14 protein-coding genes, 1 tRNA gene and 3 pseudogenes are annotated in these 15,597 nt (G+C 57.7%); 10 read left to right on the forward strand and 8 right to left on the reverse strand.

All coding sequences use genetic code 11. The annotated features are described in order from the left end of the window. Nucleotides 1-46 precede the first annotated feature (46 nt). Nucleotides 47-301 (reverse strand): hypothetical protein, encoded by a 255-nt coding sequence (locus tag BW686_RS08630; RefSeq protein ID WP_084915912.1) that lies wholly within the window; start codon nucleotides 299-301, stop codon nucleotides 47-49. Between the two features lie 153 nt (nucleotides 302-454). Here BW686_RS08630 and BW686_RS08635 point away from each other — a divergent pair, with 153 nt between their 5' ends. Further along, nucleotides 455-772, forward strand: a complete 318-nt coding sequence (locus BW686_RS08635; protein ID WP_005894051.1) for a DUF883 family protein — start codon at nucleotides 455-457, stop codon at nucleotides 770-772. Nucleotides 773-883: 111 nt separating this feature from the next. Here BW686_RS08635 and BW686_RS08640 read toward each other — a convergent pair whose 3' ends face one another. Continuing rightward, on the reverse strand, nucleotides 884-1,234 hold the full coding sequence (locus tag BW686_RS08640) for a hypothetical protein (RefSeq protein ID WP_179149205.1): 351 nt from the start codon (nucleotides 1,232-1,234) through the stop codon (nucleotides 884-886). A gap of 266 nt (nucleotides 1,235-1,500) precedes the next feature. Between BW686_RS08640 and BW686_RS08645 the strand changes: the two genes are divergently transcribed. From BW686_RS08645 to BW686_RS08670, 6 genes are all read left to right on the forward strand, one after another. Further along, entirely contained in the window at nucleotides 1,501-2,568 is a 1,068-nt protein-coding gene (locus BW686_RS08645; protein WP_084915914.1) for a M4 family metallopeptidase, read from the forward strand. A 17-nt stretch (nucleotides 2,569-2,585) separates the two neighbouring features. After that, nucleotides 2,586-2,885, forward strand: coding sequence for a protealysin inhibitor emfourin (locus BW686_RS08650; RefSeq protein WP_084915915.1), 300 nt, complete (start codon nucleotides 2,586-2,588; stop codon nucleotides 2,883-2,885). Between the two features lie 244 nt (nucleotides 2,886-3,129). Further along, entirely contained in the window at nucleotides 3,130-3,759 is a 630-nt protein-coding gene (locus tag BW686_RS08655; protein WP_179149206.1) for a paraquat-inducible protein A, read from the forward strand. Then, the gene (locus BW686_RS08660) at nucleotides 3,756-4,370 is read left to right on the forward strand and encodes a paraquat-inducible protein A (RefSeq protein ID WP_084915917.1); all 615 of its coding nucleotides are present in this window, start codon (nucleotides 3,756-3,758) and stop codon (nucleotides 4,368-4,370) included. Before BW686_RS08655 ends, BW686_RS08660 begins: the two co-directional genes overlap by 4 nt. Further along, nucleotides 4,363-6,042, forward strand: a complete 1,680-nt coding sequence (locus BW686_RS08665) for a PqiB family protein (protein WP_084915918.1) — start codon at nucleotides 4,363-4,365, stop codon at nucleotides 6,040-6,042. Before BW686_RS08660 ends, BW686_RS08665 begins: the two co-directional genes overlap by 8 nt. Further along, nucleotides 6,039-6,659 carry a PqiC family protein gene (locus tag BW686_RS08670; RefSeq protein WP_084915919.1) on the forward strand — a complete coding sequence of 207 codons (621 nt, stop codon included), beginning with the start codon at nucleotides 6,039-6,041 and terminating at the stop codon, nucleotides 6,657-6,659. The genes BW686_RS08665 and BW686_RS08670 overlap by 4 nt, the downstream gene beginning before the upstream one ends. Before the next feature lie 108 nt (nucleotides 6,660-6,767). On the opposite strand, the gene BW686_RS08675 is transcribed toward BW686_RS08670, so the two are convergent. Then, nucleotides 6,768-7,679: a LysR family transcriptional regulator gene (locus tag BW686_RS08675; RefSeq protein ID WP_084915920.1), complete on the reverse strand. Its 912-nt coding sequence runs from the start codon at nucleotides 7,677-7,679 to the stop codon at nucleotides 6,768-6,770. A gap of 110 nt (nucleotides 7,680-7,789) precedes the next feature. On the opposite strand from BW686_RS08675, the gene BW686_RS08680 reads away from it, so the two are divergent. Then, nucleotides 7,790-8,626 (forward strand): pirin family protein, encoded by an 837-nt coding sequence (locus BW686_RS08680; RefSeq protein WP_084915921.1) that lies wholly within the window; start codon nucleotides 7,790-7,792, stop codon nucleotides 8,624-8,626. Between the two features lie 44 nt (nucleotides 8,627-8,670). Here the strand turns inward: BW686_RS08680 and BW686_RS26955 are convergent. Both BW686_RS26955 and BW686_RS08685 read right to left on the reverse strand, forming a co-directional pair. Next, nucleotides 8,671-8,784, reverse strand: a pseudogene (locus BW686_RS26955) (oxidoreductase); the annotation flags it as partial. A gap of 50 nt (nucleotides 8,785-8,834) precedes the next feature. Further along, nucleotides 8,835-10,442 carry a M10 family metallopeptidase gene (locus BW686_RS08685; RefSeq protein WP_084915922.1) on the reverse strand — a complete coding sequence of 536 codons (1,608 nt, stop codon included), beginning with the start codon at nucleotides 10,440-10,442 and terminating at the stop codon, nucleotides 8,835-8,837. Nucleotides 10,443-10,813: 371 nt separating this feature from the next. Here BW686_RS08685 and BW686_RS08690 point away from each other — a divergent pair, with 371 nt between their 5' ends. Beyond that, nucleotides 10,814-12,127, forward strand: coding sequence for a sensor histidine kinase (locus BW686_RS08690; protein ID WP_084915923.1), 1,314 nt, complete (start codon nucleotides 10,814-10,816; stop codon nucleotides 12,125-12,127). Between the two features lie 144 nt (nucleotides 12,128-12,271). After that, nucleotides 12,272-12,344 (forward strand) — tRNA-Trp (locus tag BW686_RS08695). Nucleotides 12,345-12,425: 81 nt separating this feature from the next. Here BW686_RS08695 and BW686_RS08700 read toward each other — a convergent pair. The 3 genes and pseudogenes from BW686_RS08700 to BW686_RS27655 all read right to left on the reverse strand — a co-directional run. Then, nucleotides 12,426-12,644, reverse strand: a pseudogene (locus tag BW686_RS08700) (glutathione S-transferase N-terminal domain-containing protein); the annotation flags it as partial. A 290-nt stretch (nucleotides 12,645-12,934) separates the two neighbouring features. After that, nucleotides 12,935-15,448: a calcium-binding protein gene (locus BW686_RS08705; protein WP_084915924.1), complete on the reverse strand. Its 2,514-nt coding sequence runs from the start codon at nucleotides 15,446-15,448 to the stop codon at nucleotides 12,935-12,937. Between the two features lie 51 nt (nucleotides 15,449-15,499). Then, a pseudogene (locus tag BW686_RS27655) lies at nucleotides 15,500-15,597 on the reverse strand (DUF5625 family protein); the annotation flags it as partial.

Genomic DNA, 15,597 nt, shown 5'->3' on the forward strand with positions numbered 1-15,597 from the left:
AGCGATGATTGTCAGGTTCGTGAAATTGCCATCTTCCTTTGCTCGGCTACCGTGTGGCAGCCATCAGACGATTCACTTCACTGCGAACCATGTTGGCGTATTCCGGGGGGCTCATAGTGTCCAGCTCGGAACGCACCCATTCAGACCATTTGCCCTTGCGCTTGGCCCGCTCGCCCATCAGACGTGCGGCCTCACTCTTGGCTTTTCCCAGATTGCTCTGCCAGAGGTCGAACAAACGGGATTTTTCGTCTTCCAGAGCGGTACGTTCAGGGAGCGGCCGATTGGCCAGATTGAAGCTCATGACAGTCACCTACGGCTAAAAACGGCTGCATCTTACACCCGTAACGGGCTCCACTTGCAGAGTCTTGCGTCGGGTCATTCAAGCATTTGCAACTTTTCAGGATACGCGAGACTCCATTGATCACTATCGCCATCAACTGAAAGGAAAAAAGCCATGGCTCGCAAGACCTCCGCTCAATACAACGCCGATCAGATCAAGGATCAGGCCTTCAGTGATCTGCAGGCATTGATCGAAGAATCCGACAAGCTGCTCAAGGAAAGTGCCGCACTGGTAGGCGAAGAAGCAGAAACACTGCGCGAACAGCTGAGCGTCAAGCTGAAGCAGGCACTGGATTCGATGGCCAGCGTACGTGACCGTACCAAGCCAGTCGTGGAAGCAACCGAGACTTACATCGGTGGCCATCCGTGGCAGACCGTCGCCATTTCTGCGGGCTTTGGCCTGGTGGTCGGGCTGTTGCTGGGTCGTCGTTGATCGACGCACCGTAATAAAACGCGCCGTAGCAACATGAAAAACGGGCCTGATTGCAGGCCCGTTTTGCTGACGCTTACACACATAGGGGTTATGACCTGTGCATGACGCCTGTTAACGCGTGTACTGCACCACTGAAGGCTCAGCGAAGCGGTGGGATTTGCTCACCTTGGCCTGTAGCGCGACACGCTGTTCTTCAGCCTGGGCCTGGCTTTCATAAGGTCCGATCAACAATTGCTGTTTACCGCTTATGTCCACAATGATCGGCGCGTAGCTGCGTTCGAGCAGCCAGGCGCTGGTGTCGCTCACCGCTTCTCGCGAATTCATCTGGATAAACCATTGCGGCGCGGAAACCGGAGCAGTCACTGCCGTGTTCTGGGCTTTTTCTTTAGCTGGCGCACGCGCGCTGCCTGCATCGCATCCTGCCAGAGCCAGTACCGCCATTATCATTACCGTCTTGCGCACGTGAGTCTGCTCCTCGTCTGAAGTGGCGCGAGTCTAGCATTCCCGCAGCCCCTGTTGAGCGACTGTGTCGAGGTGTCGCATGCCACCCCTTTGCTGCCAAAGGCCCGGCCCGTCTGGACCTCGCGAACCGGACAGCTTTTTTTGGCATGAGCAATCATGTAATCGGATATTTCTTTGCATATAAATGAGACATAAGGTGTCAAACCTCCTGCGACCATGTTGATCGGTGGCCTGCTGCCATCGGTGCATTAGTACAGGAGTTCATCATGTGCGACCGAAACCCGCTGCATTGTTTCATTCCGCCTTATATGCTGGAGCGTATGGCGCGGTCCCCCAAGACCCTGGTCAGTGCCCGGGCCATTGCCAACCTCACAAGTAGCTCGGCGTTCCTCGCCTCCCGCCTGACCGCCCGAACCATGCCCTCCATGCACGCCATCAGGTCGCCTGATGGCAGAAAGCATCGCGAGATTCATGACGCCAAAGGCACTGACGACCTTCCCGGCGCGGTGGTCCGTACCGAAGGCCAGGCGTCGACTGGCGACAAGGCCGTCGACGAGGCCTACGACGGCTCGGGCGATGTGTACGATTTCTATGCGGAGTTGTTTGAGCGCAATTCGCTGGACGACAGCGGCATGTCGCTGGTCTCGACTGTCCACGTCGCCGAGGTGGATTTCGATGGCGACCATGTGCCGTTGAGCAATGCTTACTGGAACGGCAGCCAGATGGCCTATGGCGATGGTGACGATCTGGTCTTCAAGCGTTTCACCGGCAGCCTCGAAGTCATAGGTCACGAGTTGACCCACGGCGTGCAGAGTTTTACGTCGAACCTGGACTATCGCGGTCAGTCAGGTGCCCTGAATGAGCATTTTGCCGACGTTTTCGGCATGCTGGTACGCCAGTGGAAAGAAGGCACCAGCGCTGCCGAATCGGACTGGGTGGTCGGCAAGGAGTTGCTGGTGCCCGCGCCGACGCGCAGGGGCATTCGCGACATGGAAAAGCCCGGCACGGCGTACTCCAACGATCCCGATCTGGGCGATGACCCGCAGCCGTCCACAATGGCGGACCTTTACACCGGTGCAAAGGATCGGGGCGGTGTTCATATCAACTCCGGCATCCCGAACCGGGCGTTCGTGCTGGCGGCCAAGGCGCTCGGCGGAAATGCCTGGGAAGTGGCAGGCAGAATCTGGTATGAAACGATGCTGGCGCTCAAATCAGACAGTCAATTTGTCGATTGTGCCAAGACCAGTCTAAAAATCGCCGGTGACCCGCGCTTTGGTCCAAACGCCAAAAAAGCCGTACAGGCGGCCTGGAAAGAGGTCGGGGTCAAGGTTTAACCAGAAAGGTGCAGGAAATGAAGGTCTGTCTAGTGCAATCCGGCGGTTTTGCGGGCGCGGTAAAACGTTGTGAAGTGGATACTGAAACGCTTGCTCCCTCAGAGGCCGAGCAGTTGCAGCGGCTGGTGGGTGACAGCGGCCTGGATCAGTCAAGCAGCGCGTTCAATGAAGAGGCGCGTGATCTGAATCAGTATGAAATCACCATCGAAGACAAGGCAGGGGAAATTTGCCTGACCTTTGACGAACACAACGTACCCGAGTCCGCCCGCCAGTTGCTGGGGTTTCTCAAACAGCGCGTCAAACCCGGCAAGCTCTAGGCAGACCGGCCTCGATACCGGCCCTGCTGCGCGTGAACGACATGAAGAGCAAGCAAATTGGCCATCATTGCTTGCCCATGATAATAATGGCGCGTTTATAACTGAACCAGTGGGTACGGCAACGGTCAATGATCCGTGCGGGAACGTAACCGCGGGTCTACAAAAAAACGTTCCACAATGCCATTATCGAGGTATCTTTTCGTGCCTCGCATTCTCACCCCTTACCTCTGCATCAATGGCGTCGATGAGCACTGAGCATCCAACTGAACACTCACACGGTCTGATCATCTGCGAGCATTGCGACTCGCTGTACGAAGCCCAGCCGCTGAAACCTGGCGAAGCCGCGTTCTGCCTTCGCTGCGAAGCACTGCTCGGTCGCGGTCAACGAATGACCATTGAGCAATTGCTGGCCCTGACCCTCGCCGCCGCCATGTTTTTCATATTCGCCAATTTCTTTCCCGTGATCAGTATCAGCATGAAGGGCCTGACCAACGAGGTCACCCTCTGGCAGTCGGTCGAGGCGCTGGCGCAGGGGCGGATTACCCTCATTGCGCTGGTCGCCGGCCTGTCGATCATTTTTGCCCCGCTGTTGCAGATCGTCCTGCTGTTCTGGGTGCTGGTGCATGCGCACAGAGGCGTCATTGCGCCTGGTTTCAAGACCTGCATGCGTGCGCTGGAGCACTTGCGGCCGTGGAGCATGCTGGAGGTGTGCATGCTTGGCATTCTGGTCGCGATCATCAAGTTATCCGGAATGCTCGACGTACACCCGGGCGTCGGCCTGTGGGCGATGGCCATGCTGATGGTGCTGATTCTGCTGATAGCCAACAAGGATATCCGACGGTTGTGGGATGAACTGGGAGTGCAACCTGAGTGAACGGCATTCCCTTCGCCCACGAACACAAGCTCTGCCTGTGCCATACCTGCGGCTACGCTTGCCAGGAGGACGCCACGCGTTGCCCACGCTGTGATTCTCCGGTGCATCGGCGCAAGCCCAACAGCATCACCCGCACCTGGGCTTATCTGATTGCTGCGCTGATTTTCTATGTTCCGGCCAACATACTGCCGGTGATGTACACCAACCTGCTGGGCAACCGCAGCGAAAGCACCATCATGAGCGGTGTGATCGAGTTTTTTGAAAGCGGCTCCTGGGACATTGCCATCCTGATCTTTGTCGCCAGCGTGCTGGTGCCCTGCATCAAGTTTCTGGTGCTGGCCATGTTGCTGATCACGTGTCAGCGTCGCAGCACCTGGGCCATGCGCGAGCGTGCGCGGCTTTATCGGTTCATTGAGCTGATCGGTTACTGGTCAATGCTTGATGTGCTGGTTGTCGCCCTTGTGGCGTCTCTTGTTCAGTTTCGCGAGCTCAGCACCATCGAACCGCGAATCGGTATTCTGTTTTTTGGCTTGGTAGTGGTGATGACGATGTTCGCCGCCATGAGTTTCGATCCCCGGCTTATCTGGGACGCAGAGGTTGAAGATGTCTGACAATACCCTCCCCCCGTCTGCTTCAGTGCCAAGGCCTGAAGTCAAACGTCGTCGCCTGCGCGTCTCGCTGATCTGGCTGGTGCCGATCATTGCGGCGATCATCGGTGTGTCGATGGCCTTCCATGACTGGATGAATATCGGGCCGAAAATCACCGTGAGCTTCCTTACTGCAGAGGGCCTGGAGGCCAACAAGACTCAGGTCAAATACAAGAACGTGGTCATTGGCATGGTCACGGACATCAGCCTCAGCGAAGACCGCACTCACGTGCTGGCCACCATCGAGCTGAATACCAGCGCCACGCCGTTCACCCGTATCGACAGCCAGTACTGGGTGGTGCGGCCGCGTATCGGCGCGCACGGTGTATCGGGCGTCGATACCTTGCTGTCCGGTGCGTTCATCGGTGCCGACGCCGGCAGTTCCGAGGAAACCAAGACCAGCTTCACCGGCCTGGAAACACCGCCGCCGGTCACGTTCGGCGAAAAAGGCAAGCGCTTCATCCTGCACACCGACGACCTCGGGTCGCTGGACATCGGCTCTCCGATTTACTATCGACGCATTCAGGTGGGCCAGGTCGTTGCCTATGATCTGTCCAAGGACGGTCGCGGGGTCGACGTGCAGATCTTCATCAATGCACCCAACGATCAGTACATCACCACCGATACCCGCTTCTGGAACGCCAGCGGCGTGGACATTACGGTCGGCGCATCGGGCGTCAAGGTCAATACACAATCCCTGACCTCGATCATCTCGGGCGGTATTGCCTTCCGCGAGCCTAACTGGAGCCCGGACTCCAAGCTGGCCGACGAGAATGCCGAGTTCAAGATCTTCGACGATCAGACCACAGCGATGGCCCCGCCGGATGGCGAGCCGCGTTACATCCGCATGCGCTTCAATCAGTCGTTGCGTGGCCTGACGGTCAATGCTGCCGTGGACTTCCTGGGCGTCAATATCGGCAAAGTGGTGTCGGTGGATCTGGATTACGACCCGGCCACCAAGACCTTTCCCGGCATCGTGGGCGCCGTGATCTACCCCAAGCGTCTGGGCGCTGCCGAGTCCAAGCTGAAAGAGCTTGGCGGCTCAGGTGATGAAGAAGAACAGTCAGCACGGGTATTGGGAGCCTTTGTCGCCAACGGCCTGCGTGCCCAGGTACGCAATGGCAACCTGTTGACCGGCCAGTTGTACATCGCGATGGAATTCGATCCAAAAGCGCCGAAAGTCGCGTTCAACGCCAAGGCGCGCCCACTGGAAATCCCGACCGTGCCGGGCAGCTTCGACAAATTGCAGGAGCAACTGCAGGCGTTCGTCGAGAAGCTCAGTAATTTGCCGATCGACCAATTGGCAAACAACCTCAATGGCACCCTGAGCGAGCTGCAAAAGACCCTCAAGCAAGTCAACGGCAGCGTGCTGCCGCAGATGCGTGGCACCTTGCAACAGGCTGAAAAAACCCTGGGCACCGCCAACGACTCGTTTGCTGAAGATTCACCCGCACGTCAACAACTGGGTCAGGCGCTGGATGAGGTGCAACGCACAGCGCGCTCGGTCCGGGTGCTGACCGACTTCCTCAGCCGTCACCCGGAGTCGCTGATTCGCGGCCGTACAGGCGATGCCGCCCCACGCTCGTTCAACGCCCCCTCTTCGTCCCGAGCCATTGATCCGGAGCCAAAACAATGACCTTGCGCCTGAAACTGACGGTATTGGCTGCGGCGCTGGGAATCAGTGCCTGCACCTCGACGCAGACCCATTACTACACGTTGATAGCCCCCATGACCCAGGCTGACAGCGCAGCCAGGCCCATGCCTTTCCAGTTCGAGATGCTTCCCGTGCTGATGGCGGTCCAGGTCGACCAGCCGCCACTGGTGGTTCGCCAAGGCAACGGCAGTCTGGCGATTCTTGACACCGAACGCTGGGCTTCACCGCTGGGCGACGAGTTTCATGATGCGTTGACCCCGCAACTGGAACGTCGCTTCGGCAGCCGGGACATGGCCGGTCTGCCGAAGAGCGCGGATCAGCCGATTCTCTCCATCCGCACCGATGTAAGGCGTTTCGAATCCATGCCCGGCAACTACGCGCTGATCGATGTGATATGGACGCTGGGGCTGCGCGACGGCAGTGCCATCGCTGGCAGCAAGCGAAAAAGCCTGACGTGCAGCAGCGTGATTCGCGAGCAGGCGGGCGAAGGCATGGAAAATCTCATTGTTGCTCACCAGAGGGCAGTGGCAAAACTGGCGGACAAGATTGCCGCCACCGCTCAGAGCTGGTCACAGCAGCCTTCCTCCCGCTGCCTTTGAACCGCAATCAGGACGCCTTGCCCAAGGCGTCCTGCTTTATCGCAACGGTTCGCCTGATCCACATGACCTCGACACGATCAACTGACCTGCCCGTGCCGCAAAAGCGGCTCACCGCGCAGGGAACGCCTTGGTCTCGAGCTTTTCCATCACCATCCCGATAAACGCCGACACCGCCAAGGGCAGCTGTTGCCGATTGGGGTACAGCACGTGCAGGCCGTGACTGGTGCGCTGGTAGTCCGTCAGTATCGGCACCAGCGTTCCATTGCGCAGATCGGAGCGAATCAGGGTTGCCGGCAATAACGCGATGCCCAGCCCCGCGAGCGCTGCCTTGCGCAAGGCTTGCGCGGTGTTGGCGTTGAATCGACTGGCAATCTGTACGTCGTGCATCTTCGCGTCCGGTCCTGGCAGGCGCCAGGTGGTAATGCCTCCTGGGTGCGCGGCACTGACGCAATAATGTTGTTGAAGGCTCTCCAGCGAATCAGGCATGCCGTGGTTGGCGATATACGCCGGGCTGGCAACCATGCCGTCTCGCGCTTCGTCGATCAGTTGACGCCCAACATAGCCTGAGTCCTGCAAGGGGCCGCCTCTGAAGGCAATGTCCAGCCGGTCAGCAATCAGGTCGGCGCGGTCATCACTGAGCACGAATTCGAGCTGTACACGCGGGTATCGGGCGAGAAAGTCGGCCACCCAATCCATCGAGAAGAAATCGAAAAAATCAGCCATCGCCGCGATGCGCACTCGGCCACTGGGTTCTTCACGCCCCGAGACAAGCTGCTCTGCGGCATTCATCAAACCATCGACGGCCTCTGTGCAGCGCCCATAAAAGTCCTCACCGGCCTGGGTCAGCATCAACTTGCGTGTCGAACGCTGCAACAGTCGCGTGCCGAGTTGCACTTCAAGTTGCTGAACCCGGCGGCTGACGGTATTGGAAGGCATGCCCAGATGCCGTGCCGCCTGCGCGAAACTGCCGCTGCGCACCACCTGCACGAACAGAGCAACATCATTCAGATCCGGTACCAAGCCTCTATTCCTTCTGTTTTTGGACGAGTCCAAGCCAACTATACCGACTAATAAGTCAATCGGTGGTCGCTTATGCTGGGCGCTCAGGCATAACGTCAAGAGGAAGCACCATGAACAGCATCGTTGCCATCCAGCCCCGTGCCATTATCCATCGCACCCGTGGCAGAAGCGGCGGCCCCATTACCCGTCTGATGAGCCCGGGCGATCTGGGTCAGCACCTGAAGCCTTTCGTGTTTCTCGATCAATTCGGCTTCAAGCCCGAGCCGGGGAAAAAGGGATTTGGCATGCACCCGCATTCGGGCATTGCAACCTTGACCTACATGATCGAGGGCGAACTTGCCTACGAGGACACGACCGGTCAGTCAGGGCTGCTGCCAAGCGGCGGCATGGAATGGATGAGCGCGGGAAACGGCGTATGGCACGACGCCCAGCCCGCAAGCGATACGCCCATCACCGGTTTTCAACTGTGGATCGCGTTGCCTGCGGCGCAGGAAAACGGCCCCGCGCACAGCGTTTATCTGGCCGCGTCACAGATTGCGCAGGAAGGTCCGGCGCAGGTGCTACTGGGTCGTTATGGCAACGCTCAAAGCCGCATACCCGCACCGGCAGGCATGAATTACCTGGCCGTGCATCTGAAGGATGGCGAGCACTGGCGCTACACACCACCGGCAGGCCACACCGTTGGCTGGCTAGCCGTCAACACCGGGCACCTTGACGCGGGCGGGCCCATCGATGCGAGCGAGCTGGCGGTTTTCGAAGCGTCGGATCGGCCCATCGACTTCGTGGCGACAGGCCCCACCCGCTTCGTACTGGGCTCGGCCGTCAAGCACCCGCACGACCTGGTGACCGGCTATTACTCGGTCCACACCAGCAAGGCCGCGCTCATTCAGGGCGAACAGGAAATTGATCGAATCGGTGCCCTGCTGCGCGAACAGGGCAGACTGTAACCAGCGGATCGCCGCCGCTGCCTTTCTACAGGACGCCGTTGGGCTCAAATAAAAAGAGCAGGCGCAATGACCCGTTCGCTTGCCGCCAGATTCTGGCGCAAGTGCGCGAGCGAAGAGGTGTCGGGGTTCAGCAGGAGGTTCGGCGCGCGCTGTAAACAGCGCCAGTCCTTGGCACTTTCCATCGGTTAACAGTGCATTCAGTCAGCAATCAGACGGCCAGATCATGAGCGTGGAAGCTGGTCACGCCGACCAGTTGAATCTCGAAATCGGCGTGCAGGTCGGCATTGACGTTGCCGGACAGCACATGGTCGACAAAGCGTAACTGGCCGGCCGCAGTGAATTCCCCACTGCCGATGAAGCTGAAAGCGTCCAGTGCCTTGGTGTCGATATTCGCGTCCATTTTGAGAAAACTCAGCTTGTCGCCCTGTTGACTGCTGAAGTCGGTGATCACGTCACTGTCATGGCCTTTGCCCGTTTCTGCCAGATCGTTGAACACGAAACGGTCAGCGCCGGTGCCTCCGGTCAGGATGTCTGCGCCCAGACCGCCGGTGAGCTTGTCGTTACCGGCGCCGCCCATCAGGATGTTGTTGGCATCGTTACCGGTAAGGGTGTTGTTACGGTCATTGCCCAGCAGCGTGAAATCACCCTCGCCTTTCAGGTGAACGTTCTCGAAGTTCGCCAGCGGCCCGGCGTTGAGGTCAATTACTGCGACCTTATCGGACGTGTTGTCGTAAGTGATTTTCAGCGTATCGACGCCTTCATTGGCCTTTTCCTGCACCAGCGCCAGTTCACCGACCTGATCGATGACATAGGTGTCATTGCCCAGACCGCCGATCATGGTGTCCAGACCGCCACGGCCATCAAGCACGTTCGCCAGTTCATTGCCGATCAGTGTGTCGTCGAACGCGGAGCCAATTGCATTCTCGATATGTGCGCCGTAGGCGATCGCCAGTCCCGAGTTCATCAGGGTCGGGCTGTCAGGCGTGTGGTTGTAATCGAGGAACGCCTTGCCGATTGTGCTGAACTCACCCTCGTTGAGGTTGATCTTCACAAACGCTGCCTGGTTGCTCGCGTCGATGGTGTCCTTGCCGCCTGCGTCCCAGATGGTTTCGAATACCGACTGATCGGGTGCCCATTTATACACATCGTTCCCGGTGTGATAGTGGGTGTTGGCGCCATAGATGAACTGCATCGCCGCGACATCCAGCAGCATGGGCGTGGTGGGCTTGAAGCTGTATTTGTTGGTGTAGCTCATGATGGTGTATCGGGCGTCTTCGAACTTGGCGTCCAGCAGCACATCGTTGTACTGAGATTCTTCGAACGAATGCTTCAGCCCGAGTGCATGACCCGTTTCATGCATGAACGTCAGGTAGTCATCCGTGCCCTTTGCCGGCACTGCGGCATCGACATCGGGACCGATCCATACATCACCGGACCGGCCTAACGTGCCCGGCGCGTAGGCCTGGCCGAGTTCGGTCCCTTGCAGGCCTTTGAAACCACCAAAACGAATGTCTCCGACGTTGTCAGGGGTGTCCTGAACTTCGGTGAACTTGATGTCCGCCACGGCGCTCCATGCGCCCAGCGCACTTCTTGCCGCGTCCATTTGCGCGGCGGTCAGCGAGTAAGCGTCGCCTGGCTCCTGCGAGCGACTGTAATCCGTGGCGTAGACCGAGTCTGCGGTATGAAAACTGTAGGTCAGGTTATTACCGGTCGGACCTTTCAGCCAGTAAGGCCCCCACAGCAAGCTGGTGACTCGATCATCGTCGGCCCCCGCCGTTAACAGATCGGCAGGGCTTGAATCATTTGGGCCAGGCATCGGCATTGCTCCTGAAGCGAGTAGACATTGATGGGCCAGAACGGGTGCAGAACGGCACACGCCGGGAGAAAGTTTATGACATAACAGGCACAATCTGGACACAATAAGTTACAAACTAACGAGTCTGTGTGTGCCGTCCTTATAATCACTAAGCATGTACGTTCTTATTACAGGTGTACTTCAACTATTATGAAGACCGTACGTTGACAGATCGTTTGAAACGACACTGAACAGCCGGTTCAAACGCTCTGGCGGCATGCTTTCGAAGGCAGCGCAAAGCGGACCTGTATCCGAGCGATGATGTACCTTGCTGCCGCCTGTCAATCATAGGCATCATACGGTCTCATTTCGTCATCAGTGCGATCGTCCCCATGGCCCATAGTCCTGCACCTTTTCCCGTTCAAGAGGAAGATCGAGTCCTGTCGCTCGAACATCTCAACGTGCTGGACAGCGCCCCTGAGCGGGACTTCGACGATGTCGTGCTGCTAGCAACCACCTTATGTGACGTGCCCATCGCGCTGGTGTCGCTGGTTGACCGTGAACGTCAGTGGTTCAAGGCCTGCATCGGTCTGGACGTCAGGGAGACCCATCGTGATCTGGCTTTCTGTGCCCACGCTATCCTGGAACCTGCCGACGTGATGGTGGTGGAAGACGCCACCACGGACCCGCGCTTCAGAGAAAGCCCGCTGGTTCTCGGCCCGCCTTACATCCGGTTTTATGCCGGCGCACCGATTCGCACCGATGAAGGCCACGCGCTGGGCACAGTCTGCGTGATCGATATCTGGCCGCGCATCCTGACCGAACAGCAGCGCCTTGCACTGCTGGCACTGGCACGGCAGACAGCGACGCTATTGCAGCATCGTATGCTCAACGAGCAACGCGACCGGCGTGCCGCAGAGCTGACCCTGAACCTGGAAAATGCACAGAGTCAAAGCCAGGCTCTGGAGCGCAACCTGCGTCACTCGCAGCGGGTGTCGTCGCTGGGCATGCTCACGGCCAGCATCGCCCATGACTTCAACAACCTGCTTCAGGCGTTGAGTGCCAGCTTGCAGCTGATTCGTATGCGCTCGCGACGCCCGATAGATGTCGAGACGTTCAGCGACACCGGCCTGCAAGCCGTGGATCACGGTCGTCAACTGGTGACCCGGCTGCTGAACAGTGTCCGCCAGGACGGCCCCGAACTGATCTGCATTGATGTCAGTGAACGCCTTGAAGCCGCCCGAGACCTGTTGTGGCGCTCGGTCGGTGACCAACTTGAGCTGTCTTTTGATCTCTCGGCCCAAGGCTGGGGCGTTTTGTGCGTCGAAGCCCAGCTTCACGCTGCCGTGCTGAACCTGCTGGCCAACGCCCGTGACGCCATGTCAGGCCCCGGCAAAGCGCATATCGCCACACGGCTTGAATCCGTCAAGGATGATCCACGCTTGCAGGAAGGCGACTACGTGGTGCTCAGCGTCACGGATGACGGAGCCGGCGTGGCTGACGATCTCAAGGACCAGATATTCGAACCCTTCTTCACCACCAAGACATCTGGCCTGGGCACCGGACTGGGGCTTGCTCAAGTTCAGGAGTTCGCGGTCAATGCCGGCGGAGGCGTCATCGTGGAAACCTTGCCGGGGAGCGGAACGACCATGCACCTTTATTTGAGAATACTGGGGCAGATCAATACGCCTGCAAGTCAGGGTTAGGCGCTGTTTCGCCAGAAAGAGCGCTAAATACGTATAAACACTGTCACTCTTGTCAGTATACGCAGGGCGATGAAACCAAGAGAATGAAGCCATCAGACACAGCAACGCTTAAGGTTTTCGATTATCGAGTTGCTTGCCTGCCATGGCGTCAGTAGCTCAGCGGTTAGAGCATCCCAGCCAACTGGGGGGGCGATGGTTCGAATCCATTCTGGCGTCACCCATTGAAAAGGGTCGAACTCATCAGCGTTCGGCCCTTTACTCATTGAAGGTACGGCAGGTCTTTCAAGCATCTTCACGCCAAGTGAATAAGGATCGCAACACTTTCAGTCAATACGCTGCCATCCGGCAAGACCAGTGTCGGGACTTGCAGCAATGGATTTGCCTTCCTCAACGCCTCTTGTCCCGGCCCCTCCTCCCATGAACACGCACTTACCTGTTTGTAGGAAACGGCGCATTGCTCAAGCGCCATTTCGATGGCAGCCGAGCCGGCTCTTTCGGCTCCGAATAGCGTGTACATGGGAGTGTTTCCTGGGTTTCATAGTCGCTGGAGAAAGAATCTGTACGCGATGCCCGACTGTTTTGCCTGGCCGAAAGCCGTGTCTCCACGACCCTGATAACCAATACTGTAGTAGGTGCGACTGACCGGGGCATTGTGATCCGATCCTGCACACATCTGGAGGCTTATAGAGCGCGGAGATAAGAACGACTGTTCAGGAGTTCTGATACCCGAAGTGTTCTGGGCAACGGATACTCAGGGAGAAAAGCTCCAGGCCGCCGCACCTGAGGTGCCAACGGCCTGGATAAAGGTTATTGCCAGTTGCTGGCAATAACCACGTTCAACGAAGCCTGATAACTCTCAGACAACTTGAGTTCACCAGCAGCAGGAGGTGCAAACGCCGCCATCGCTTCTACCAGTTGATCAACCTGACCGGCCATCAGAACCTTGCCGTCGGCGGTGCGGAACTGCTCGATCTGCTGAGACTTCTCCCAACTGCCCGCCCCCCAGAATGACCAGGTGGACACGGTTACTTTATCCTCAGTGCCAATGACACCGACTTCCAGATCCCAACCCTTTTTGCTGAACCACAGTTGATCGGCAGAAATGCCGGCACCGAATTGCAGCACATCGGTGTTTGCATCAGGGTCAAAATCATTGATGACGTCTTGACCGTCACCCCGCGCGAATTGATAGAGATCGTTACCCCGTCCGCCGTCCAGCCGATCATTGCCGGTCCCGCCTATCAGAGTGTCGTTGCCTGCAGCGCCGTAAAGCTGGTCGTTACCTGCTCCTCCAGACAACATGTCATTGCCGCCCAGGCCGTTAATTTCGTCGTCGCCATCAAGACCACTCAACGCGTCAGCCAGCGCATCATTACCATAAAGCACATCGTTGCCCTGAGAAGCAGTACCGCTACTCATTTCGCTGATCGCATCAACCCCCCAGGTTGTCCCGTCGGAGAACTGAATTTGCTCGACCTGGCTCGACGTATTGGAGAACCACCCAGACACTGTCAGCTTGTCGGCTGCCCCTGCGATACCTACATACAGGTCGTACGCACTGCGGCTGAGCTGGATATCGGCAGGTGTGAGACTGTCGGCGATCTTGATGACATCCAGATTGCCTGCAGCATTGTCGTAATCACTGATCCAGTCCTGCCCGGCACCACGATAGAAAAGATAGGTGTCGTTGCCAGCGTTACCGTAGAGGGTGTCGTTACCGGCACCACCGTCAAGGGTGTCCGCACCTGCGCCACCGTAAAGTATGTCTTTGCCGGCTCCGCCATTGAGCGTGTCATTACCCGACAAACCGTAAAGTGTATCGTCCCCACCCAATCCATTCAGGGTATCAGCGACGGACTCCTCCCCTTGCAGGACGTCGTTGCCTTCACTTGCGACGCCTTTGACCATGGCTTTCAGGGTCGCCACGTCCCATAGCGTGCCATCCGCAAACTGAACCTGTTCAACCTGCGAGTCGGCAGAATAAAACCAGTCGCGAACCGTTATCTTGTCTGCAGTACCGATAATCGCCAGTTCAAGATTGTCCCCTGCTCGCGAGGCCTTGATATCGGTTGAAACAATACCTGGCGCCAGTTTGATCGTGTCGATATTGCCGGTGGTCCAGTCACGATCAAAGATCACATCCTGACCGCCGCCCCGCTGGAACAGATAGGTGTCATTGCCGGAGCCGCCATAAAGCCAATCATTGCCAGCGCCACCGTCCAGCGTGTCGAGCCCCACTCCGCCATCAAGCATGTCATCGCCCGCGCCGCCCAGAAGCACATCGTTGCCGGCAAGACCATAAATCTCATCATTCCCCCCCAACCCGTCGATCTGCTGACTGGTTTCGTCTCCATACAGCGTGTCTGCCCCCTCACTGGCCGCCACCTGTGAAAAACGTTTGAGGTCAGTGGGAGACCAGACGGTCCCGTCAGCGAATTCGACTCGCTCAATCTGAGCACCGGGGTCGGTATAGCTGTAAATCTTCACCCAGTCAGTCGTGCCCTTGATGAAGAGGTAGAGATCCGAGCGCTCTTGCTTTACAACAACATCGTCAGGCGCGATGTCGGCAGCCACTTTGATGGTATCGACGTTACCTGCGGTCGTATCGTACTCATTGATCGTGTCCTGCCCCATCCCCCTGTAGAACAGATAAGTGTCATTACCCGTACCTCCCGACAAAGAGTCATTACCGGCGCCGCCGTCCAGGACGTCATCGCCCGCATCACCGCTCAGTGAATCATCGCCTGTACCGCCACTCAGGGCGTCGTTGTCTGCACCTCCATACAACCAGTCGTTACCGCCCCCTCCGTTCAACACGTCGTTGCCTTCCTCGCCGTACAACTTGTCGTTGCCATTAAGGCCATCGAGTACATCGACCCCGACATCGCCGTACAACGTATCAGCCCCATCACTGGCCACACCACGAGTCATGGTTTTCAGGGTATCGATATCCCATACCGTCCCGTCGGCAAACTCCACACGCTCCACCTGATAATTGATTTTGTTGAAGAAGGTAACCGACATTTTGTCAGTCGTTCCCTTTATCGAGAGATACAAGTAGATGCCATCACGGCTGACAGCCACATCGGCGGGTGCAATATCGGCAGCCACCTTGATGGTATCGACATTACCGACGGTCCAGTCGAAATCGGTGACCGTGTCCTGCCCCATGCCCCGGTAGAACAGATAGGTGTCATTGCCAGAACGGCCAGACAAACTGTCGTTGCCCGCGCCGCCATCCAGGATGTCATTACCCGACGTGCCATAAAGCCAATCGTCGCCACTTTGTCCGTTGATAATAGTTGCCGTTGTATCGCCCATGAGAGAGTCACCGCCTTGAGTTGCTGTTATTGATCCGTTTTTTTCCACGTACTACCTTTCCCTGAAACTCTCCGACGCATGCTGCTGTAACGGACTCAGGAAATACTCGATCACTCGCCGCTTATTGGTCTTCACTTCCGCCGTTACCG

This window comes from Pseudomonas syringae (assembly GCF_002157375.1).
Taxonomy (GTDB): domain Bacteria; phylum Pseudomonadota; class Gammaproteobacteria; order Pseudomonadales; family Pseudomonadaceae; genus Aquipseudomonas; species Aquipseudomonas syringae_T.

Coding starts and splice junctions, on each gene's coding strand:
- BW686_RS08630 (WP_084915912.1), bottom strand. CDS start 301: ATGAGCTTCAATCTGGCCAATCGGCCGCTCCCTGAACGTACCGCTCTG.
- BW686_RS08635 (WP_005894051.1), top strand. CDS start 455: ATGGCTCGCAAGACCTCCGCTCAATACAACGCCGATCAGATCAAGGAT.
- BW686_RS08645 (WP_084915914.1), top strand. CDS start 1,501: ATGTGCGACCGAAACCCGCTGCATTGTTTCATTCCGCCTTATATGCTG.
- BW686_RS08650 (WP_084915915.1), top strand. CDS start 2,586: ATGAAGGTCTGTCTAGTGCAATCCGGCGGTTTTGCGGGCGCGGTAAAA.
- BW686_RS08655 (WP_179149206.1), top strand. CDS start 3,130: ATGAGCACTGAGCATCCAACTGAACACTCACACGGTCTGATCATCTGC.
- BW686_RS08665 (WP_084915918.1), top strand. CDS start 4,363: ATGTCTGACAATACCCTCCCCCCGTCTGCTTCAGTGCCAAGGCCTGAA.
- BW686_RS08670 (WP_084915919.1), top strand. CDS start 6,039: ATGACCTTGCGCCTGAAACTGACGGTATTGGCTGCGGCGCTGGGAATC.
- BW686_RS08680 (WP_084915921.1), top strand. CDS start 7,790: ATGAACAGCATCGTTGCCATCCAGCCCCGTGCCATTATCCATCGCACC.
- BW686_RS08685 (WP_084915922.1), bottom strand. CDS start 10,442: ATGCCTGGCCCAAATGATTCAAGCCCTGCCGATCTGTTAACGGCGGGG.
- BW686_RS08690 (WP_084915923.1), top strand. CDS start 10,814: ATGGCCCATAGTCCTGCACCTTTTCCCGTTCAAGAGGAAGATCGAGTC.
- BW686_RS08705 (WP_084915924.1), bottom strand. CDS start 15,448: ATGGGCGATACAACGGCAACTATTATCAACGGACAAAGTGGCGACGAT.